Source organism: Methylacidimicrobium cyclopophantes (genome assembly GCF_902143385.2).
Taxonomy (GTDB): Bacteria; Verrucomicrobiota; Verrucomicrobiia; order Methylacidiphilales; family Methylacidiphilaceae; genus Methylacidimicrobium; species Methylacidimicrobium cyclopophantes.
Genome location: NZ_CABFUZ020000214.1, coordinates 1 through 20,019 on the forward strand (window position 1 = coordinate 1; position 20,019 = coordinate 20,019).

The 20,019-nt window shown below is 61.7% G+C and carries 22 protein-coding genes; 12 read left to right on the forward strand and 10 right to left on the reverse strand.

Translation table 11 applies throughout. The features are described from left to right. The 3 genes from FN369_RS08965 to FN369_RS08975 all read left to right on the forward strand — a co-directional run. Window positions 1-712: SAM-dependent methyltransferase (locus FN369_RS08965; protein ID WP_178087776.1), on the forward strand; the 712-nt coding region annotated here is incomplete at its 5' end. Further along, entirely contained in the window at window positions 673-2,358 is a 1,686-nt protein-coding gene (locus FN369_RS08970; protein WP_142525815.1) for a 4-alpha-glucanotransferase, read from the forward strand. The genes FN369_RS08965 and FN369_RS08970, both read left to right, overlap by 40 nt. A gap of 47 nt (window positions 2,359-2,405) precedes the next feature. Continuing rightward, window positions 2,406-2,804, forward strand: coding sequence for a hypothetical protein (locus FN369_RS08975; protein WP_142525816.1), 399 nt, complete (start codon window positions 2,406-2,408; stop codon window positions 2,802-2,804). A gap of 126 nt (window positions 2,805-2,930) precedes the next feature. Here FN369_RS08975 and FN369_RS08980 read toward each other — a convergent pair whose 3' ends face one another. Genes FN369_RS08980 through FN369_RS08995 form a run of 5 tightly spaced genes read right to left on the reverse strand, consistent with a single transcriptional unit; the run spans window position 2,931 to window position 7,691 of the window. Next, window positions 2,931-3,950 carry an OmpA family protein gene (locus tag FN369_RS08980; RefSeq protein ID WP_142525817.1) on the reverse strand — a complete coding sequence of 340 codons (1,020 nt, stop codon included), beginning with the start codon at window positions 3,948-3,950 and terminating at the stop codon, window positions 2,931-2,933. Further along, on the reverse strand, window positions 3,943-6,303 hold the full coding sequence (locus FN369_RS08985) for a tetratricopeptide repeat protein (RefSeq protein WP_178087777.1): 2,361 nt from the start codon (window positions 6,301-6,303) through the stop codon (window positions 3,943-3,945). The genes FN369_RS08980 and FN369_RS08985 overlap by 8 nt, the downstream gene beginning before the upstream one ends. A gap of 5 nt (window positions 6,304-6,308) precedes the next feature. Further along, window positions 6,309-6,449 (reverse strand): hypothetical protein, encoded by a 141-nt coding sequence (locus FN369_RS11250; protein ID WP_178087778.1) that lies wholly within the window; start codon window positions 6,447-6,449, stop codon window positions 6,309-6,311. Window positions 6,450-6,504: 55 nt separating this feature from the next. After that, window positions 6,505-6,930 (reverse strand): ExbD/TolR family protein, encoded by a 426-nt coding sequence (locus tag FN369_RS08990; RefSeq protein ID WP_142525819.1) that lies wholly within the window; start codon window positions 6,928-6,930, stop codon window positions 6,505-6,507. Further along, complete coding sequence (locus FN369_RS08995; protein WP_142525820.1) at window positions 6,927-7,691, reverse strand: MotA/TolQ/ExbB proton channel family protein; 765 nt, start codon at window positions 7,689-7,691, stop codon at window positions 6,927-6,929. The genes FN369_RS08990 and FN369_RS08995 overlap by 4 nt, the downstream gene beginning before the upstream one ends. A gap of 165 nt (window positions 7,692-7,856) precedes the next feature. On the opposite strand from FN369_RS08995, the gene FN369_RS09000 reads away from it, so the two are divergent. Further along, on the forward strand, window positions 7,857-8,432 hold the full coding sequence (locus FN369_RS09000; protein ID WP_142525821.1) for an adenylate kinase family protein: 576 nt from the start codon (window positions 7,857-7,859) through the stop codon (window positions 8,430-8,432). Between the two features lie 40 nt (window positions 8,433-8,472). On the opposite strand, the gene FN369_RS09005 is transcribed toward FN369_RS09000, so the two are convergent. Then, window positions 8,473-9,213, reverse strand: a complete 741-nt coding sequence (locus tag FN369_RS09005) for a glycosyltransferase family 2 protein (RefSeq protein WP_142525822.1) — start codon at window positions 9,211-9,213, stop codon at window positions 8,473-8,475. Continuing rightward, the gene (gene holA / locus FN369_RS09010) at window positions 9,210-10,313 is read right to left on the reverse strand and encodes a DNA polymerase III subunit delta (protein ID WP_142525823.1); all 1,104 of its coding nucleotides are present in this window, start codon (window positions 10,311-10,313) and stop codon (window positions 9,210-9,212) included. The genes FN369_RS09005 and holA overlap by 4 nt, the downstream gene beginning before the upstream one ends. Window positions 10,314-10,335: 22 nt before the next feature. Here holA and FN369_RS09015 point away from each other — a divergent pair, with 22 nt between their 5' ends. The 5 genes from FN369_RS09015 to FN369_RS09035 all read left to right on the forward strand — a co-directional run bounded on the left by FN369_RS09015 (window position 10,336) and on the right by FN369_RS09035 (window position 13,948). Continuing rightward, a complete protein-coding gene (locus FN369_RS09015) occupies window positions 10,336-10,875 on the forward strand; it encodes an HIT domain-containing protein (RefSeq protein ID WP_142525824.1) in 540 nt (179 codons plus the stop codon). Window positions 10,876-10,930: 55 nt separating this feature from the next. Then, entirely contained in the window at window positions 10,931-11,809 is an 879-nt protein-coding gene (gene hisG, locus FN369_RS09020) for an ATP phosphoribosyltransferase (protein ID WP_142525825.1), read from the forward strand. Window positions 11,810-11,840: 31 nt separating this feature from the next. Further along, on the forward strand, window positions 11,841-11,948 hold the full coding sequence (locus FN369_RS09025) for an AURKAIP1/COX24 domain-containing protein (RefSeq protein WP_142525826.1): 108 nt from the start codon (window positions 11,841-11,843) through the stop codon (window positions 11,946-11,948). 235 nt (window positions 11,949-12,183) lie between these two features. Continuing rightward, window positions 12,184-13,101: a D-alanyl-D-alanine carboxypeptidase family protein gene (locus FN369_RS09030; RefSeq protein WP_142525827.1), complete on the forward strand. Its 918-nt coding sequence runs from the start codon at window positions 12,184-12,186 to the stop codon at window positions 13,099-13,101. A gap of 46 nt (window positions 13,102-13,147) precedes the next feature. Continuing rightward, window positions 13,148-13,948 carry an undecaprenyl-diphosphate phosphatase gene (locus tag FN369_RS09035; RefSeq protein ID WP_142525828.1) on the forward strand — a complete coding sequence of 267 codons (801 nt, stop codon included), beginning with the start codon at window positions 13,148-13,150 and terminating at the stop codon, window positions 13,946-13,948. Here FN369_RS09035 and FN369_RS09040 read toward each other — a convergent pair. Further along, a complete protein-coding gene (locus FN369_RS09040; RefSeq protein ID WP_178087779.1) occupies window positions 13,872-14,603 on the reverse strand; it encodes a DUF502 domain-containing protein in 732 nt (243 codons plus the stop codon). The two genes, FN369_RS09035 and FN369_RS09040, sit on opposite strands and share 77 nt — an antisense overlap. A gap of 284 nt (window positions 14,604-14,887) precedes the next feature. Between FN369_RS09040 and FN369_RS09045 the strand changes: the two genes are divergently transcribed. After that, window positions 14,888-15,946, forward strand: coding sequence for a hypothetical protein (locus FN369_RS09045; RefSeq protein WP_142525830.1), 1,059 nt, complete (start codon window positions 14,888-14,890; stop codon window positions 15,944-15,946). Between the two features lie 110 nt (window positions 15,947-16,056). Next, a complete protein-coding gene (locus FN369_RS11255; protein WP_178087780.1) occupies window positions 16,057-16,668 on the forward strand; it encodes a YrhA family protein in 612 nt (203 codons plus the stop codon). Window positions 16,669-16,676: 8 nt separating this feature from the next. On the opposite strand, the gene FN369_RS09055 is transcribed toward FN369_RS11255, so the two are convergent. Next, the gene (locus tag FN369_RS09055) at window positions 16,677-17,939 is read right to left on the reverse strand and encodes a glutamate-5-semialdehyde dehydrogenase (protein ID WP_142525832.1); all 1,263 of its coding nucleotides are present in this window, start codon (window positions 17,937-17,939) and stop codon (window positions 16,677-16,679) included. Next, window positions 17,936-18,736, reverse strand: coding sequence for a glutamate 5-kinase (proB, locus tag FN369_RS09060; RefSeq protein ID WP_142525833.1), 801 nt, complete (start codon window positions 18,734-18,736; stop codon window positions 17,936-17,938). Before proB ends, FN369_RS09055 begins: the two co-directional genes overlap by 4 nt. A 303-nt stretch (window positions 18,737-19,039) precedes the next feature. Here proB and FN369_RS09065 point away from each other — a divergent pair, with 303 nt between their 5' ends. Continuing rightward, window positions 19,040-19,909 carry an NAD-dependent epimerase/dehydratase family protein gene (locus FN369_RS09065; protein ID WP_142525834.1) on the forward strand — a complete coding sequence of 290 codons (870 nt, stop codon included), beginning with the start codon at window positions 19,040-19,042 and terminating at the stop codon, window positions 19,907-19,909. Window positions 19,910-20,019 lie beyond the last annotated feature (110 nt).

The following is a 20,019-nucleotide window of genomic DNA, read 5'->3' on the forward strand; positions in this document are numbered from 1 at the left end:
GCTCGTCCGCCGGGGCACCGGCTGGGCGCAGAGCTACGTGGGGCTTCGGGACGGCCGCCTCTCTTGGGAGGAGCGGCCTCTTCCCGCGGGAAGCCCGTGGATCGCGGCCTTGGGAGAGAGCGTTGCCCAGCCACCGGAAGGATCGATCGTCGAGGTGAGTCTCGCGGCATCCTCCTGGATGCACCGGGTAGGCCTCTTGCTCGAGCGGGGTTTCGTCTTTACCTTCGACTACGGCTTGACCTCGGTGGAGCGCTCTTCTCCCGAGCGAGCCCGGGGAACTCTGCGGGCCTATCGCGCCCACCGACGCGAAGAGGATCTCCTCGCCTCTCCCGGAGAGCAGGATCTCACCGCCCACGTCGATTTCGAGGCTCTTCAGCGAAGCGGAGAGGAGGTCGGGCTGCGCACCCTCGCGCTGGTCGACCAGCACCACTTTTTCGTGGGCATTCTCTCCGCTTTGGCGGAGCGCTCCGAAGGAAGGTTGCCGGAAGGGCTGACCGCCGCCGGCTTTCAAACGCTGGCCCATCCCGGCTTTCTCGGGAGGAGCCACCGCGTTTTGATCCAGAGCAAGGGGATCGTGGATGGCGCGTCCCTCTCTTGCCTGCGCTTCGCCCGTCCGCAGGCGCTCTTCGATGATTCTTGTGCCGACGGCCACTCTCTCGGTACGAATAGAGCATGCGGATCGATCTTTCCGAACGGGTCGTCGGTCTCCTGACGCCGGTCTCCGCTCTGCGGCGGCCCGGCGATCTCGGGATCGGGGACGCCCGGGCGGTGCGCGAGGCGATCGACTTTTGCGCGGAGCTCGGCATCCGCTGGCTCCAGCTTCTCCCCATCAACGAGACGAGCGGAGACAACAGCCCCTACAATGCGATCAGCTCTCTCGCACTCGAACCGGCTCTCTTCGCTCTCGAACCGGACGAGGTTCCCGGGCTGCTGGCGGAGGATCTCCCGAAGGGCTGGGTCGAGGAAGCCGCGAAAGAAGAAGCGATCGACTACCCTCGGGTCAAGGAGAGGAAAAGACGGCTTCTGGAAAGAGCCTTTGAACGATTTTCGGCCGAAAGACCGCCGAGCTGGGGAGAATTCCAAGCGTTCTGCCGCGCTCATGCCTCCTGGCTCAAGGGCTATTCTCTCTTCCGCGCGCTTTTGGATCGGCAGGGAGGAGATCCCCGTTGGGATCTCTGGCCGAAGGAAGTTTCGCACTACCGGAATGCGCTCGCTTGGCTGCGAACCGCCCGTCCTCGGGAGCTCCTTCGGAAACGCTCCTTCTATGCCTTCGTCCAATGGGTCGGCTATCGGCAGTGGAAGGCCGTCCGGGCCTACGGGGTTTCCCGAGGGGTTCGGCTGATGGGGGATATCCCCTTTGGCATCAGTCGCTACGGCTCCGATGTCTGGACCAATCCTCCCCTTTTCGACACAAGCTGGTGCGGGGGAGCACCCCCGGAACGGTTCTTCCAATCGGATGCCTTCATTCAAAAGTGGGGACAAAACTGGGGGATTCCGCTCTACGCCTGGGATAGGCATGAGGCGGAGGGCTTTGCTTGGTGGAAGCATCGGATCGCTCGGACCCTGGAGATTTTTCACGGCTTTCGTATCGACCATGTGCTCGGCTTTTTCCGGATCTACGCCTTCCCCTGGAAGCCCGAGGAAAACTCGGTCTTTCTTCCTCTGACGCCCGAGCAGGCGCAGGCCAGGACCGGGGGGAGGCTTCCCCGCTTCCTCCCGGCCTCCGACGAGGACCTCGAGGCGGCGGCTCGCAACGCGGTGCGCGGAGTCTTGCTCCTCCACCGGCTCCTGGAGGAAACGGGAGAGGCTGCGGTGATCGCCGAGGATCTCGGATTCGTTCCGTTTTATGTGCGGCCGGCCTTGAGTGAGCTGGGGATTCCCGGCTTCAAGATTCCGATGTTCGAGCGAGCGGAAGACCACTCCTACCTGCCCGTTTCCTCCTATCCCCGTTTGAGCGTGGCGACCTATGCCACCCACGACCATCCCCCCCTCGCCTGCTTCTACCGAGGACTGATCGAGCGCTGGTCGGGACCGAGCGGCCACGACGCTTGGCTCGAGCTCCAGAGACTCATGGCCTTTCTCGGTTGGAATCCGGAGACTCCGCCGCGCGACTTCTCCCGCGACCTCCACCTCCGCCTCCTCGAGGTGCTGCTCGACTCTCCGAGCTGGATGGCCTCCGTTCTGATCAGCGATCTTTTGGGAATCGAGACCCGGTTTAACCAACCGGGAGCAGATCGGAATTGGATTGCGCGGCTCTCTTTGCCGCTGGAGGAGTATCGACGGCGCCCTCCGTTCGCGGAGCTTCTCTCCGCCTTTCGAGCTCTTGCGATCAAGAGCGGAAGGGGCCGGACCGGGTAGGAAGAGGGCTCGCTTTTTCCCGTGCCTCTTGGCAGTATGGAGGTCGTATGCGCCGCTATCTTTTTTTCCTGCTTCTCGTGCCCCTTTTCGCCGGTTGCGACCAGGCGGTCTATCTCTGGCAGTATGGTTCGCTGACTGGACCCGGAAAGAAAAACGCCCGAGCGGCCTTCGAGCGCGACATCTTCTCCGCGGAGGCCAAAAAGAAATATCGAATCGTTCAGGACGAAATCACGGTCAACGAGGTCGAGATGCCGACCATCAACCCCTGGACCAATCAAGAGGAAGCGGGAGTCCATGTCACGGTCGTGGTCCGGTTCCAAAACGGCCGGATCTTCCAGCAGAGCTACGACGGCGCGATCGTCCATGTGCAGGGCAGGCAGTGGCGCGTCAATCCTCCGCTCACGAAGGCGATTCACGCCCAATTAGAAGCGGCGTCCAGGGCCTAGTCCGAATCCCTCAGAAGCTTTCCCGCGCGGCTTGCGAGCCGGGCCCGCCCGCTTCGTCGGATTTGGTTTTCCATCCTCGCGCGGATCTTCCGGCCCTTCCGGCGGAAAACCGACGCGCGGGCCATTTCATGGAGGGATGGCCCGGATCACGATTTCGACCCGGCGATTCTTCGCCTGCTCCTCGATGGTTCCTCGAGGATTGACGATCGGTTTGAGACGCCCATAGCCGGTGGCGTGAAAGGAAAGTTGCTCGCCGGGCAATCGCTCTTCGAACCAGCGCCGCACCGCTTCGGCTCTCTCTTGGCTCAGCTTGAGATTGTACTGGTCATCCCCGAAGGTATCGGTATGTCCGCCGATTTCCACTTCGGCTCGCCCATACCGCTTGAGAATCTCGGCCACTTGGGCAAGGAGAGGCTCCGCGTCCGGACGCAACTCGTAGGAATCGAAATCGAACAAGATATCGCTGGGAAGCCGGACCATGATCGGTTGGGGAATGCGGGGATCGAAGTTGGCGGCCGCTCGAAATTGACTCTGGACGTCATCCGCTCCCGGCAACCCCGCTCCGCCGGCCGCCTGATCCGGATGGGTGCCGGCTTGCCCGGCCGCGCTGGCACCCGCTCGCGCGTTCGGCCCCACTCCGGAGGGCAGAACGATGGTGTCGTTCGGCACCCCGGGAACGGCGGGGCCGACATTGGTCTGCGAGGTGGCGTTTTCCACCTCGGCCCGCAGATCGGGAAGATAGGGGCTCGTTTCGCTCGGCGGGGTCGGAGCGAGGACCGCCACCTCCGGTGCCCCTCCCGGAGCCGTTTCCGGCAACGGAACGCGAACGGGATTCTCCTGCGCCAGCTTCTGGACGATCGCCTCCGCTCCCTTCATTTCCTTGGGGACCTCGAGCTCCGGGACCGGAGCCATCGTCGGGGTGCTCGATTGCGCGCGGGCCTGGAAGAGCGAGTTCGGCAACTCGGCCTGGCGCAAGTGGAAGGTACGGGCCATCTCTTTGGCCTGGGAAGCCAACACCATACGCCCTCTCACGCGCAGAGGGCCGACCGTGCCCAGGATCGCGGCATGGACCAAAAGGGAAAGAAGGAGGGCGGTGAGGGCGATCCCTCCGCTTCGCTCCCGGGTGAGAAAAACCGACTCAGGCATCTGGCTTAAAATCCGGGTATCTTTCTTTCAGGCGCTTGCGCCAATTGGCCGCCTGCGCCGCATCCCCCAAACGAGCAAAGCTCGAAGCGGCCTTTTCCATGGCGCGCGGGGTAATCTCGTCATCTTGGTAGATCAAGCTAAGCGTACTGTATGTCTTGGCGGCTTCCGCATAATTTTTTTGGGCCCAATAGAGGTTTCCGAGGAGCATCCGCGCTTCGGCATTCCGCCGACCCTCGGGCTCCTGGAGAAGCACCTGCTCCAAATGCTTTTGTGCGGAGGCATAGTCTCCCGCACCCGTTTCGGCTTCCGCGAATCCCAAGAGCACCGGGCTGTTGTCCGCACCCTTCGGGTCGAGCTTGCGGAATTCCCGATAGCACTGGATCGCACTCGGCCATTCGTGGAGCTTCCGTTCGATCTCGGCCAGCTCCCAGTATGCGGAAGCCAGATAGGAGCCGGCATCGGAGCGCGAGCAGACTTTTTGCAAGGCGTTTTTCGCCAGAATCCAGCGATTCTCCTTCGCCCAGGAGAGCCCGGCCCAATAGTAGAGGGCGGCGGGGAGCTGGGCCGCGGTTTCTGGAGCCTTTTCCTCGAGCTCTCCCAAGTAGCGTTCCATCTTTTCCAAGTTCTTTTCGCCATAAGCGACCCAAACCAAGAGGTTCGTCGCCGGGCCGAAGAATTGTGCCGGCTCCCCTTCCCGAGCTTCCAGAAGATGCTTTTCCGCCTCGCCGTATCGCTTCTCCCCGAGCTCGGCTTGGCCGAGAAGCAGATAGCCGAGGGGACGGAGCTTCGCCTTGGGATATTCGTCGACGAGGGCTTGGAAGGCCGCTTCCATCTCCTTGGTCTCTTTGAGCTGTCGAGCGAGCAGCGCCGTCTGCTCCAGCGCCGCTTCCCGCTCCGAGGATCCCCTCGGCGCAAGATCGAGGGCCTCCTTCCAAGCCTCGAGTGCCTTCGCGAAATTGCCCGCTCTGTCCCAGGCAGCCCCTTCGGTCATTCGAGCTTGCAAAAGTTCGGGCGCATCCGGCGCTTCGGCTCCCAAGCGTTGCAGCGTCTCCGCCGCTTCCTTCCACCGGCCGCATTCGAAGTAGGCTCGCCCGAGACCCAGGAGCGCCGAGGAGCGGGGCACCCCCGCCGCCTTTTGCGAGACAAGCTCTTCCCAGATCGGAAGGGAGTCAGCGAAGCGGCCGCGAGCCGAGAGCGCTTGCGCTTGGAGGAAGCGTACGCGGACCGCGTAGGGGGACGAAGCGCCGAAGCGATCCAGAAACGCCGTCGTCTCGTCGAGAACCCCCTTTTGATTGAGTCCGGCCAACGCCACAAGCCTTCCATAGGCCGCTTCGGCGATCGCCGGGCCCGACGGATTTAGGGAAAGACAGTGATCGAACACCTGGAAGGCGATCCCCTTTTCTCCCGCCTGCAGGCAGGCGTTGCCCAACCGTAAGAGCAGGGAGACTTTCCTCTCCAAGGCAAAACGCTCGGGATGGGATTGCAGAAGCGCCAAGGCTTCATCGAAACGCTTTTGGGCGAGCGCCTCCTCGAATTGCCCTTCGTAGGCTAAGTTGCGCCACTGCTCGGGAACATCCGGACCGAGGCATTGACGAAAAAGCTCCTCCGCGGTCTTCTCTTCTCCGGCGCGCATTGCCGCCCAACCTGCGCGAGCGGTCGCCTGCCACTTCCTCGACGGCTCCTTCGCCTCTGTCGCAAGGCTTCGCCAGTAACGGAGCGCCCCCGCCCAATCCCCCTTCTTTTCCAAGTAAACCGCGAGCAGCCGAGAGGCCTCCCATCGATAGGGGGACGAGCTGGAGGCGACCTTCCGCAACTCTTCCGAGCCCGCGGCCTCGTTTCCGACGTGAAAGTCACAGAGAGCCAACAGGTAGCGTGCGGCGTCCGCTGTCTCGCCCCCTCCTCGATCGAGCGCGAGCTGCAAAAGAGGGATCGCCTCTCCGTAGTGCTCCCGCTCCATCAGAAGCTTTCCCTCCCAGAACCAAGCGGCCGGCGCAAAGAGGCTCTTCGGGTTCGATTTGGTGAGCATTCGATAGACCGAAAGGGCGTCGGGCGATCGGCCGAGCAGCCGATAGCATTCGCCGATGTCGAACAAGGCCTCTTCCTTCTTCACTGCCGGCAGAGAAGGCAGGGTCTCGGAAAAGAGGCGCAGAGCTTCCGGGTATTGGCCCGCACGGTAGAGATCGACCGCTTCTTCAAACTGCGCCTCCGCTTGCGGCAGCAGCTCGATCTCCTTGGGGTTGCCCGCCGCGGCAGCCGACAAAGCCCGCTGGCTCTCTCCGAAAAGCCAGAGACAGAATGCGAGGGCCCGAAGGAGTCGGCCGGACGGCCTCCGATTCCCCCGAGGTTCTGCCATGCACATCAGACCGGTCGATCGCATTGCTTTCGCTTCTTCTTCCGCTTCCCGCTTCGATCGAAGAGCGCCCGCTCCCGCCGGACACCGTTCCCTTCCCGGCCGATCGACATCCTGCCGGAAAAGGGAACGCCCGTCCGCATTCGCATGCTGCCGAATCGGTGGGCTTTGCCACGAACATCCGGGCCCATAGCAGCGCCCGACCTACGGGGTGGCGAGATCGGGCCGGACCGTGGCGAACGCGATGTTCCAGACGTTTGCCGCCCGACAGACATCGAGAACGCGAACGACATGCTCATAATTGGTGGCTTCGTCCGCGCGAATCACCACCGCTTGATCGGGATACTGTTGAATGACTCCGTGCAGGATTTCTTCCAGCTCCGATGCGGAAACCACTCTGCGATTCAACGCGACTTTGCCGTCTTTCGAGATGTTGAGGACCACTTCACCCGGAAGACGCTTGGGAAGCTCCCCGTGCTTGGCCTTGGGCACCCGCACGTCGAGGTCCGCCTCGTATCGTGCCAAATTCCAAGTGAGCAAAAAGAACGAGAGCAGAAAGAGGATGACGTCGATCATCGGCGCCAGTTGCAGCGCGATCTGCTCGGTGGGGACTCGGCTTCGGAAGTTCATGTCGATTCGACGACTCTGCTTTCCGGCTCCTTTACGGGCCCCTCCGCGCCATGGGAGGAGTGGAGCAGGATCAGCTCCTGGACCCAGACGGCCGATCGTTCCTCGAAGATCGTGAGCAGGCCCTGCAAGCGCCCCCGGAAAAAGGAGTAGAACATCATGGAGGAAATTCCGACGATGAGGCCGACGGCGGTGGAGATCAGTGCCTGCGAAACCCCTCCGGCCAGCAGCATCGTCCGCATGGGAGAGGGATCGGCCGCGATCGAGCCGAAGGAGCGCAGGATGCCTACGACCGTACCGAAGAGTCCGAGCATCGGCGCGATCACGCCCACGTCGAGCAGATAGAGGATCTTCTGATTGAGCGAGGCGGCGATCCCGCTGCCAACGACCTGGGCCACGGATCGCACGGAGTCTCCGTCCGCATTCGGGTAGCGTTGATAGAGGCCGATTGCTTCTCGAAGCACGCGGGCGACTCCCTCCTTTCTCTTCCGAACGAGCTCGGCGAGAACGGAGAGGTCGCCGCGGCGGAAGACCGCATCGAGCCTCCGTTCCAAATCTCGCGTCCAGACGACGCTCTGCCGAAGAGAAGCCAGGCAGTAGAAAATCAGCCAGAGAGCGATTACCGAAATCAGGAGGAGGGGGAGCATGACCCACCCTCCGGACTGGAGGAGCCCCCAGACAGTCAGAGCCGGGGGCTGGAGGGAAGAGGTCACTGCAAGAAAGGGTTGGGAAAGCAAGCCCATGGGGAATAAACCAGGATTCATAGGAAAGGGACCTTTGTAACTTACCGAATTGCGGCCATCCTTGCCAAGCCGTCTTGCGAGCGGGGAAGCGAAGGAGTAGCCTCCCCCGCAAAGAGGTTTCGGAAGAGTTCCGCCGGCTCGCACGATCGGATGCCGGAAAGAGTTGGTAGCTTATTCGATACGACCATGAAATTTCGTTCGCTGCTCCTTCTGGGAGCTCCCGGTTCCGGAAAAGGAACCCAAGGGCAGATTCTGGCCCAAATTCCCGGCTTCGTACATCTCTCCTCGGGGGATCTCTTCCGCTCCCTCGACCCGGCCTCCGATTTGGGAAAGCTCTTCCGGCAATATGCGGATCGTGGGCAGCTCGCCCCCGACGAGTTGACGATTCGCGTCTGGCGAGACCACGTGCAGACACTGATCGCCTCGGGTCGCTATCGTCCGGCAACCGACTTCCTCGTGCTCGATGGAATCCCCCGCAACGCCAACCAACTCGCGCAAATCTCAGTCTACGTCGACATCCTCCATGTCTTCCACCTCTCTTGTCCGGATCGCGACGTATTAATCCAACGCCTCGCCGGCAGGGCCCACCAGGCGAATCGCACCGACGACGTCGATCCCAAGGTGATCCTCCGGAGGATCTCGGTCTACGAAACGGAAACGAAGCCGCTGCTCGGAGGGATTCCCCAGGAGAGGATCCACGATATCAACGCCGACCAGTTGCCCTATCAGGTTCTCCGGCAGATTCTCCAGGCGCTCCCGTAAGGCGCTCCTATTCCTAGGATGCAGGCTCGATCGGATCGCGCTATCGGGCTTCCGGGTCTCGGAGTCTTCCCCGAAATTGGCGGCGAACCAACCAGACCATGCCGACGAGATCGACCGTAGCCTCCAGCGCCCGCTTCCATGGACGAACCTTGCTCCGACCGGCTTGTCTCGGGCGATGGTGAACCGGAAGCTCGCCGGTGCGATAGCCCATGCCGCACGCAAGGGCCGGAATGAACCGATGCATCCCATTCCACCCCGGAAGTCGCCGTGCGAGATCCCTTCGGAGAATTTTGAGAGAGCAGCCCGAGTCGCTGGTGCGATCCGCAAGCAGACGGGCGCGGATCCGATTGGCTATCCAGCTCATCCAGCGCCGCTGCCAATTATCCTGCCTCCTTCGACGGATGCCCGTAATCAAGTCGAGCTTTTCTTCCTGCAACCGCTCCCAAAGAGAGGGAATGTCCGCCGGATCATTTTGCCGATCGGCGTCCAAGAGAATGATCCAATGCCCTGCGGCTGCCTGGATTCCATAGTAGATCGCCGCACTCTGCCCGGATCGGACGGTGAGATCGAGCCATCGCACCGGAAAATGGGGGCTCATGGGAGGCCGCTCGAAGCGGTCGGTGCTGGCGTCGTTGACGAGGATGATTTCCGCTGCTTGGCCGAGCTTTTGGAGAGCCGCGTCGATCTCCAAGAGCAGTTCGGGAAGATTCTCCGACTCATTGTGAAAGGGAATGACGACGGAAAACTCGGGTTCCTTCGCTCTGTCCGGGTAGTCTGTCATGACGAAACGCGCTGCTGGCGCAAAAGCCGCAAGAGGGCCAACTCGAAGCGGATCTGCTTTTCTCCTCCCTGCAACATCTGCCGGTTTGCTTCCGCAAGAAGAAGAAGGGCCTCCGCCCACGACCGCGCGACCCGGTCTTTGGCCGCCGCCACGGTCATACCCAGTTGCCAGGGACTGACCGGAGCGCCGCTCTTTTTCTTCGGGAAATAGGCTTGGCCTTCGGAGGCGACTTCCGCCTTCACGAAGCGCCCGGAGCCGCTCAGGCGAACCCAGCCGCTTTCCCAGAGCAGTACGCCCAGAGCCGCCAAACGGATCTTCTGCCCCAATGCCAAGAGCAAGGCCACTTCGCTCTCTCCTTGCCGCAAGAGAGCCCCCAGCTCTCCGAGCGCCTCGGAGACCTTTCCTCCCACGACCGCATCGCAAAAGTCCCAGACGATCGCCTCCGAGCCGTCGCGCAAGAGCAGTCGGAGCTCCTCGGAGACCATCGGCCGACTGTCGGCCAGGTAGAGAGAGAGCTTCTCGATCAGGGAATCGAGGCGCTGGCGCTCCCCTCCGGAGGCGATCCAGAGCCGTTCGCAGAGTTCGGTGGTCGGCGAAAGGCCCCGTTCCCGCATCCTCTCCGCCACCTCGCCCAAGGCCCGATCCTCGCTCCGCTCGGAACTCAAGGGCGTAAACAGGCGCACGGAAGCGATCCGGCGCAGCTCGCGAAGAAAGTGCCGCCGCTCGTCGACGGCGCCGGCTTGGATCACCAAGATGACCTCTTCCGGGCGCAATCCGCACAGCACTTCGAGCAGGCTCTCCAATGCCTCGGAAACCCCCTGTTCCCGGCCGACTCCCTTCGCTCCCAGGCAATGGACTTCCTTCCAAAACACTACCTTGCGCGAGCCGAAGAGGGAGCCCGACTGAAGAGCTTCCCGCAAGCGATCGATCTGCGCAACCGCCTCCGCGGCGCTCTGCGCGTCCCCGGAGATGCTTTCGAAGGAAGGATCCTCCCGCAGCTCTTCCCGTTCCAGGAAGAGCCGGGCGAAACGCTTGGCCTCGTATTCGTCCTCGCCCCCGAAGAAATGAATTGCTTTGCTCTTGCCCGCAAGAGGAGTCATTGCAATAAGATCTGTCGAGGCAATGGAACATTTGTGGGCACCCTGGCGCAAGGCTTATCTCGACGATCCGACTCCTCCGCGCAGCACCCTCTTCGAGGAAATCGCCAAGGAATCCAGGGATCGGGAGAATCTCGTCCTGGTACGCGGGCGTACGAGCTTCGCGCTGCTCAACCGCTTCCCCTACAATGTCGGCCACTCGATGGTCGTGCCCTATCGATCGGTGGCTCGGCTCGACGAGCTCACCGAGACGGAGCTACTCGAAACGATGGGGCTTCTTCGAAAGCTCCTGGCGGCCCTGGAGGAGGTGTTTGCGCCCCACGGGTTTAATATCGGATTGAACCTCGGCGCAGCGGCCGGTGCTGGAATCGAAGGCCATCTCCATTGGCATCTCGTGCCCCGGTGGCGGCACGATGCCAACTTCATGACGACCACGGCGGGGACCCGCGTCCACCCGTCGGATCTCGCGACGGTCTATCAGATGCTCCATGAGTCGTTGCACCGTGGGGAGGCCTCCCCCGTCTCGCCGCAAGCCCCCTCCCCTTCCTCCGAGGCAGCGACGTGAAGAAAACCGCTTTACAGGGGCGCCCGTTCCTTCGTAGCATCGCCACTCTTTTCCGATGAGTGAGACAAAGCTACGCATTGGGCTTCCCAAAGGCAGTCTGGAGGAAGCAACGATCGAGCTCTTTCGTCGAGCCGGCTATACCGTGAGTCGATCCTCCCGAGGCTATCGGCCGTACATCGACCATCCCGGAATGGAGGTCCGGCTGGTCAGACCCCAAGAGCTGGCTCGCTACGTCGATCAGGGCTTCCTCGATTGCGGGATCACCGGAATGGATTGGATCCTGGAAAACAACGCTTCTGTCCATGTCGTCTGCGAACTGCCCTATAACCGATCCACCCGCCTTCCGGTTCGCTGGGTTCTGGCCGTCCATGAGAGCTCGCCGATCCGCTCTCCGAAGGATCTGCAAGGAAAAAGGATCGCAACCGAAGCGGTCCGGCTGGTCACCGCCTACTTGGAACGCCACGGTGTCCAAGCGGAAGTCGAGTTTTCCTGGGGCGCCACGGAAGTGAAGGTGCCCGAGCTCGTGGACGCCATCGTCGATATCACCGAAACGGGCTCCTCGCTTAAGGCGAACAACTTGCGGGTCATCGACACCGTTTTGCAAAGCTATCCGCAGTTCCTCTGTGCCCATTCCGTCTGGGCGGACGCGGAGCGGCGGAAGCAGATCGAATCTCTGGCCTTACTCCTCCTGGCCGCACTTCGCGGCGAAGAGAAAGTGGGGCTGAAGATGAACGTAGCCAAAAGCGGCATTGCGGCGGTGCTGGCCATTTTGCCCGCGCTCCGAAGGCCGACGGTTTCCCCGCTGGCCGACGGAGAATGGCTCGCCGTGGAAACCGTTCTCGATGAGAGTCAAGTCCGCGACTTGATCCCGCGGCTCAAGGAGCTGGGCGCGGAGGGAATTATCGAATACCCGCTCAACAAGGTCATCTATTGATCGGCTAGAAGCGGCCGGAAGGATTATCGGCATGGGTTCGCTCAAGAAGCGCCGGAAGGCGAAGATGAACAAGCACAAGCGCCGCAAGCGCAGGCGCGAGCATCGCCACAAGAAGAGGCTTCGTTACAAGGTCGGGTGAGCCGCCGGCATCGCATTCGTCGTTGCCCTTGCAGAGGAAGAGCTCCGCGGCGCTCCTTCCGTCCGAGGAAACCATGATCGGTTTCAAAGAGAAGCTTCGGGAAAATTTCCTCGACAGCCCGAAAAGAGCCGAGCACCATACCTCGCAACGCGGTCTTTGCGCGAGAAGAGACCGCTTGCAGGGATGGGGAGAGGTGCGCGAGGGCTCGTTGAGAGGAGTCGGACCCCGGAAAACTATGGCGAGACGAACATGCTCCTCTCTGCTTCTCCTCTCGCTGCTCGGCTGCTGGATCGGCGGCGCAGAGGACCTCGCCGCGGCCTCTCGCCACCATCGACACGCGAGGATGGCTTCCTCCTATCTCGACGTCGATAGCGAATGGGAGGCAAACCGCTTGGTCGAGGCAACGGCCGCCCTCCTCTACGATCCCGTAGGCAACCGCGTCCTCTTTGCTCGTAACCAGGATGCCCCCCTGGCTCCTGCGAGCACGACCAAGCTCATGACCGCACTGCTGGTCTACGAGCAGACGGGATTGCGCGGATTCGTGACCGTCCTTCCGTCGGATACGGCCGTCGAACCTTCCCATGTGCCCCTCCGTGTCGGTCAGCGGGTGTCCGTCGTGGAGCTCGTCCAAGATCTTCTGATCGGCTCTTGTAACGATGCCGCGCTCGCGCTGGCCCGCTCTACGGCGGGCTCGGTTCCAGCCTTTATTCACGAGATGAATCGGAAAGCCTGGGAAATGGGCTGCCTCCACACCCACTTCGTCGATCCGCATGGGCTGGCCTCCTACCGAGAAGGTCAAATGACGACGGCCCGCGATCTGCTCCGCATTTTTCAGGCGGTCTTGAACGTCCCGGTCCTCCGAGAGATCCTCATGACTCGCTCCGTCGCGACCCGAAGCGGAAATCATTTGCGGATTCTGCATAACCACAATCGGCTGCTGGGAACGTATTCCGGGATGGGCCCGGCGAAAACGGGTTGGACCCGCGCGGCGCGCCATACCTACGCCGCAGCCTGCCAGCGGGATGGTCATCCCTTGTTGTTGATTCTTCTACACAGCCCAGACAAATGGAGAGACGCGACCGTCCTCTTTAACTACGGCTTCCGGCAGCTGAAAGGCTCCGCCGATCCGGCGGTTTCGGCGCAGCCGCTTTGAGAGGCGGCGCGCTCTGGTCTGGCTCGAGGAGAGATCCATGCTGGCTATGAATGACCTCTGGACGAGCATCCTTCTGGGAATCGTCGAAGGGCTCACCGAATTCCTTCCCATTTCGAGCACCGGCCATCTGTTGATCGCCGAACATTGGCTGGGGAGCCGCTCGGAAACTTTCAACATCTTCATCCAGCTCGGAGCCGTTCTCGCAGTGACCCTCCTCTATTGGAGGAAGATCGTCGGTCTGGTCGTCGGCATCCAAAAGCCGGAGAACCTCGACTACTCTCTCAAGCTTGCCGTCGCCTTTTTCCTCACCTCGATCTTCGGGCTCGCCGCGAAGAAAGCGGGCTGGAAGCTCCCCGACCAGCTCGCTCCGGTTCTTCTTGCGGTTTTTGTCGGGGCCTTCTGGATCTTTTTAGCGGAGCGCCGCTTCCGTTTTCTGGAGCCGACCGCCCGAATCGGCTGGATGACCGCATGCGCCGTCGGCATCGCGCAAGTGCTCGCCGGCGTCTTCCCGGGCCTTTCCCGCTCGGGCGCGACGATCCTCACCGCCCTTCTCTTCGGAGTCAATCGCCCGGCGGCAACGGAGTTCGCCTTTCTCCTCGGGATTCCCACCATGTTCGCGGCAAGCCTCTTCTCCTTCGCTCAGGAGACCCATTTTTTTCATACACTCCCGTCGGACTCTTGGAGCAGCCTCGCGGTCGGTTTCGTCGTCTCGGGAGTGACCGGGTTCGCCGCGGTCCGATGGCTCCTGAGCTACGTGCAAAGCCACACCTTCATCCCGTTTGCTTGGTACCGGATCGGCCTGGGCGCTGCGCTCGTGGGTTTGTTGAGCCTTCCTTGGAAGAGCTGAGAAGGCCGTACGAGAAGCAGAGCTTGAGCACGTCTTCGTAGGAAAACTCCGGAGCGGTCGTCAGAGAGGCTTCCGGCACCAACACGAGGAAGCCGGTGAACGGAGTGGGGCAGGTAGGGATGAAGACCGTGCAGAGAACCCCTTCTCCCGCTCGCTCCGCCGAGCGGCCCGTCACGAAACCGAGGATTCTCGGCCCTCTCTCCGAAAGTGATACGTAAACTACCGGGCTCGATTGGAAGGCCTTCGGATCGGAGCCGCCCAGCTTTCGCAGCGCTCCGACGGCCTCTTTTGCTGTCTGATAGACGGAGCTGACGAGGGGGACCCGCTGAACCACCCGCTCCATCGCATGAAGGAGAGAGGAGCCCGCGAGGTTTCCGACGGCAAAGCCGGCCAGCAGCACGACGAGCAGGCTGATCACAAAGCCTGCGCCGGGGATGTGCCCTCCGAAATGTTGGAGAATGAAGGCCGAGCCGGGCAAGAGATGGGCATGGACCAGCAGCGCCAGAAGGCTGTCCGCCGGCCGGTTGACGATCCCATAGACGAGTTGGACTACCCAGAGGGTCAGAACCGCCGGAAGCAAAACGAAGAGCCCGGCCAAGAACTTTCCCCGTAACCAGGACCAGATCGTACTAGACGTTGTTTCCTTCTCTTCCAAGACCGTAGCTCCTCCTCTCTTGCCGCTCGATTCTTCCTTCTTCCGGCCTGTCTCCCCTCCCGCCCTACGCTCCATCCTTCGACCGCCCGCCGCTGGACACCGAAAGGATGAAGGCTCTTTCGCGCCGGAAGTCGAGTCGAAAGACCGGGGAAGCTCGCTCGGATGCGCGAAGCGATCCGATCACCTAACAAAGAGAGGGACTCTCCTCGTCAAAACGTATGGGCAAATCCCGACGGCGCCGGCGGATCGAGCCTTCTCCGGCGCTCCAAGCGAAGATCGCGACAATGGTTGAAGGGCTCGAACGCGTGGGAACGATAGAACGGATCCTGCAAACCCCTCCCGCCGCACCCGGCATCGCGCTCGAAAAAGTACGCGTTCAAGCCCTCGACCGCGACGGGAAGAGCTACCAGCAGATCGTCCGGGAATATAATCGGACGCGGCCGGAGTTCTTGGCGGCCCTGGCTCGCAATCCAACGACCCGAGCGCTGGCACTGCTCGCCGTCGGCAAGGAAGGAGTCGCAATGATGGAGCGGGGGCAAGTACCCAAGCGGAAATGGGAGGAGGCCGTCGATCGGGACGGTGTTTTGCGAGATCGGACCACGCTTTTTCAGATCCAGGCGATCCTTCCTCGGAGCGTACGCAGAGCTCCGCCCCCGGCCGAGCAGCCTTCGGACCGGTGGAACTGTCACCATGTCGTTCCGAAAAGCATGGCGCGCCTCGACGGCAAGAGCCCGAACGATCCGAGCAACCTGGTCGTCATCTCCACTTTTACCAGCGGAAACAATCGGGAGAATGCGCATCACTTCCTCCATGCGGCCATTCTCCATCCGCAGCTCCACCTTCCTCCGGGCTCCGTGATCGACGCCTACATCCCGCGCCCGCTCTTTCCTTTCTATCCTCCGACTCGCAAGCCCTTCGCGAATGTAGAGGAAGTGCGCAAGGAGCTGAAGCGACTCGATCCCAACGCCGAGCTGCCGGCGAGCTGGCAGAGACGGTTGGTCGCTTTCTGCCAGGCCGCGAAAAGGTTGCCCTACGAGGTGCCTGAGGAGTTTCGCGCGACGATGCGCACCTATCAGAACATCTATTACCGTCCGGAAAATCGTGATCCCGACCAGGAGCAGGCGGCTCGGAAACGGGCTGCCACGGAAGGCGCGGTTCTCGCCCGGCAATTTTTACCGACCGGAGCCCGAGTCGACGGCGAGCTCCTCGCCGTCGATCATCAGGCGAGATTCCAATTGCCTCTGCTGCCGGAGAAAGGCAGAGTTGCATCGAGGCAATCGGATTCCGACATCGGAAGCCGCCGTTTTTCTCGTCCACAAAAGGACTCGACCTTCTTCCGCTGAGCATCGCATCGAGAGGTTCCTCCGATGAGACTACGACGACATGCCGGGCAAGCTCTTGCCCGCTCCCCGCGGCGGACCCCTTTCTTGGGCTTGAATACCGAGATTTTTCTATGAACTACAAAACCTACGTAGCTCTCGTGAATGAAGAAGAGCAGGCGGCCGGCTTCCAACCCTTCGCCGGTCGGCCGCCGGCAAGGGTGGCGGCCTATGCCAGGGAAGTGCAAGAACGGTTCGGGATTGCGATCCCCCCGGATTATCTCGACTTCCTGTCGCTCGCCGACGGACTCGCTCACAACGGCGTGGTCTTTTATGCCATCGACCAAGACGAGGAAGAGGATCAATTCCTTCCGGGCTTGCTCGCGGAAAATCTCGTCTTGCAGGATCTTCGGACGCAGCCCGACTATCTCTTCCTGGGCCATTCCGATATTTTCCGCTACGCCTACTCTTTCCCGGAGAAGAAGTATTTTGCGCTCTATGCCGACTCTCTCGCGCCGGCCGCGAAATTTTCGGACTTCAACGAGCTGATGGTCAACGTCCTCAAACATGAGGCGCTCGGCCTGTTCGACGACGAGGAGGAGACGGGAGACGAGGAGGACGAGGAGCTCTCCGACGAAGAGCTTGAGGGAGAGCCCGGCGAGATCCCCGAGCAGGGCGGAGAGGAACGATCCGCGGAAGGAAGGTCAAAGCCGAAGAAAAAAGGGTCTCCTCCGGACAAACCATGACGGCGGACCTACTCCCGGGTTTGGCCGGAGCCGATCACGACATATTTGTAGGAAGTCAGCTCTTCCACGCCCATGGGGCCGCGCGCATGGATTTTGTCAGTGCTGATTCCCACTTCGGCTCCGAGACCGAATTCCCCGCCGTCGGTAAAACGGGTGGAGCTGTTCCAATAGACCACCGCCGAATCGACGGAACGAAGGAACTCCTCCGCTATCGCACGATCTTCGGTGACGATCGCGTCGGAGTGGCTCGATCCAAACTGCTCGATGTGGGAGAGCGCCTCGGTTAATCCGTCGACTACCCGTACCGAGAGGATCAGGTCGAGGTACTCGGTGGCCCAGTCTTCCGTCGTCGCGGGGAGTACCTCGGCACCTCCGAGCAGCCGGGTCGTCTCGTCGCCGCGAATTTCCACGCCGCGGCCGCGCAACTCTCTCACCATTCCGGGAAGAAATTGGGAAGCGATCTTCCGATCGACCAGCAAGGTCTCCATCGCATTGCAGACCGCGGGCCGTTGGCATTTGGCGTTGAGCACGATCCTTCGGGCCATCTCGAGGTCGGCGTGCGCTTCGACGAACACATGGCAAATTCCCTGAAAATGCTTGATGACTGGTACTTGCGCGTGGGAGACGACCGTCTCGATCAGGCCGTAGCCCCCTCTCGGAATCAACAGATCGAGATATCGTCGCTGGCGACAGAGAATCGGAATCGACGCGCGATCCACGGTGGGAAGGAGTTGGATCGCCGCCGAAGGCAATCCCGCCCGCTCGAGGCCTTCCGCCAAGGCTCGAGCGAGTGCGCTATTCGAATGAAAGGCTTCGCTGCCGCCGCGCAGGACGACCGCATTCCCCGCTTTCAGGCAGAGAACCGCAACATCGACGGTCACATTGGGGCGGCTCTCGTAGATGACTCCGATCACTCCGATGGGGACGCGCATCTTGCGAATCCGAAGCCCATTCGGACGGATTCGTTCCTCGAGGATTCGACCGAGAGGGCTCGGCAGACTCCGGACTTCTTCGATTCCCCGAAGCATCGAGGAGAACGCCTTCGGGGAGAGGTGCAACCGATCGAGAAGAGCCGCTCCCAGCCCGCGGCTGCGGCCAGCTTCCAGATCGATCCGATTGGCCTCTTCGATTCGTGGTCTCGCAGCCTCCAAGGTGCGGCCGATCGCTTCTAGCGCGCCATCGAGCTTTGCCGGCTCTAGGCGAGCGAGCTCCCGCGATGCGGTCTTGGCCTCTCGACAAAGGGCTTCAATCTCTTCTTCGAGGGAGATCATCGCTTCTTTCCGAGAGAAAAAAGGGTGCCCACCGACTCTCCGGACGCGATCCGCTGGAGAATTTCCTTTGCCCGGCCGTCGGCGATCTGCATGGGGATGCCCGCGCTTCCCGCGATCCGAGCCGCCTCTATCTTCGTCACCATTCCGCCGACCGAACGTTCGCTCCGCGTTTTCCCCGCCATCGCCTCGATCTCCTCCGTGATCTCCTCGACCAAGGGGATAATCTTCCCGCTGCCGTCGTTCCGCTCCTGCAAGCCGGGAACATTGGAGAGGATGATCAACTTATCCGCCTTTACCATCGAAGCAACATGGGCGGATAGCCGATCGTTATCTCCAAATTTGATCTCTTCGTAGGAAACTACGTCATTTTCGTTGATGATGGGAATGAAGATTCCTCGAACCAACAGATGCTCGATCGTCTTCTGCGCGTTCTCGTAGAGGGTCCGGCTATCGAGGTCGAGATAGGTAAGCAAAAGCTGGGCGACATGAAGACCCCGCTCGGAAAAGAGCTCTTCATAAAGCCGCATGAGCTGGGGCTGCCCGACCGCAGCACACGCTTGCAGCTCTTCGATCGCCGCCGGCCGTCTTCGGTGTCCCAAAAGACCCATTCCGCTGCCGATCGCTCCCGAGCTGACCAAGACGATCTCCCATCCGGCTCGCTTGAGCCAGGCGATCTGCTCGACGAGCCGGCGAATCTGCGGCAGATCGAGCTCTCCGTCGGCGGTGCTCAAGATCCCCGTCCCCAGCTTGACGACCCATCTTGGATGCGACCGGCCCGATCGCTCTTCTCCACCCATCGTCGGTTTCCTCTGCTCCCCTTTTGCCTTCGACTACGGTGCGCGCCATCCTCAATGGAAACGTTCTCTGCTCGGGCCTAGCGTGGCCGGAAGGAAAAAGAGTCGCATCGCTACGTATATGCTGGCTCCTCCGGCTTTCCGCAACGGCTTTTTCCTTCGGGCCACTGCCGGAGCTTGCGCCTGGGGGTCGAAGTCCGTTCCCCCGGCTGCGGCAAGGAGAAGGGGCGAAGCGTTCTCGGAAGGGGCAAAAAGCCCCTTTCCTTTCCCGAGGAATGCACTCAGATTGGTGCGATAGGAAAGGGCATGAGTCACTCTGCGGGAATCCTCTTGGTCGGCTGCGGCTATGTCGGCGCCCGGGTCGCCGAAATCCTCCGGGATCGTCGAATCGGCTTTCGTGCCTGGGTACGAACCGAGGAAAGCCGGTCGCGCCTGAGCGGGTTGGCGATTCCTGCGGTGGCGGGGGACGTCGGCTCCTTCGAAGCCTGGGATAGGTTGGCCGATCGGCCCGATTTCCTCGTCTACGGACCCTCTTCCTCTCGGGGAGGAGCGATCCAGTATCGAAACGTCTTCGTTACCGGACTCTCCCATGCTCTTCGGCGCTTCCCGAAGACGCCCCTGCTCTTCCTCTCTTCGACTTCGGTTTACGGCCAGTCGAACGGTGAGCTCGTCGACGAGGAGTCTCCCGCCGAGCCCGAATCGGAGACCGGCCGCATCCTCCGGGAAGGGGAAGAGCTGGCCCTGGAAGCGGGGGGGACCGTTCTCCGAATCTCCGGCATCTACGGTCCCGGCCGGACTTATCTTCTCGATCGGATCCTGAGCGGGGAGGCGGCTATTTCCCCCATCGACCGATGGATCAACCAAATCCATCGAGACGACGTCGTCTCCGCCATCCTCCACTTCCTCGCCTTGCGTCTCCGTCGGGAAATTGTCAACGTTGTGGACGATGAGCCGGTAAGGGAGAGTCACTTTTCCGAATGGTTGGCGAGGACTCTGGATAAGGCACCTCCTTTTCCGGGAGGGGAGAGGCGGGCCCTTCCGTCGAAGCGAAGGCCGACGCACAAGCGGGTTTCGAACGCGAAGGCCCGGGCCTTGGGGTGGAAGCCGCTCTATCCTTCGTTTCGCGAGGGGCTTCTCCCCCTCTTGCGGGAGCGGATGCCGCCGGCCCTGCCTTGAGGTGGAAAACGATGCATCAAGCAAAACTGCTGGAAGGGCGAGTGGTCGCCGCCGCGGTCCATGAGCGGACCAGAGCCCGCGTCGAAAGACTCCGGCGGCGGGGGATCGCC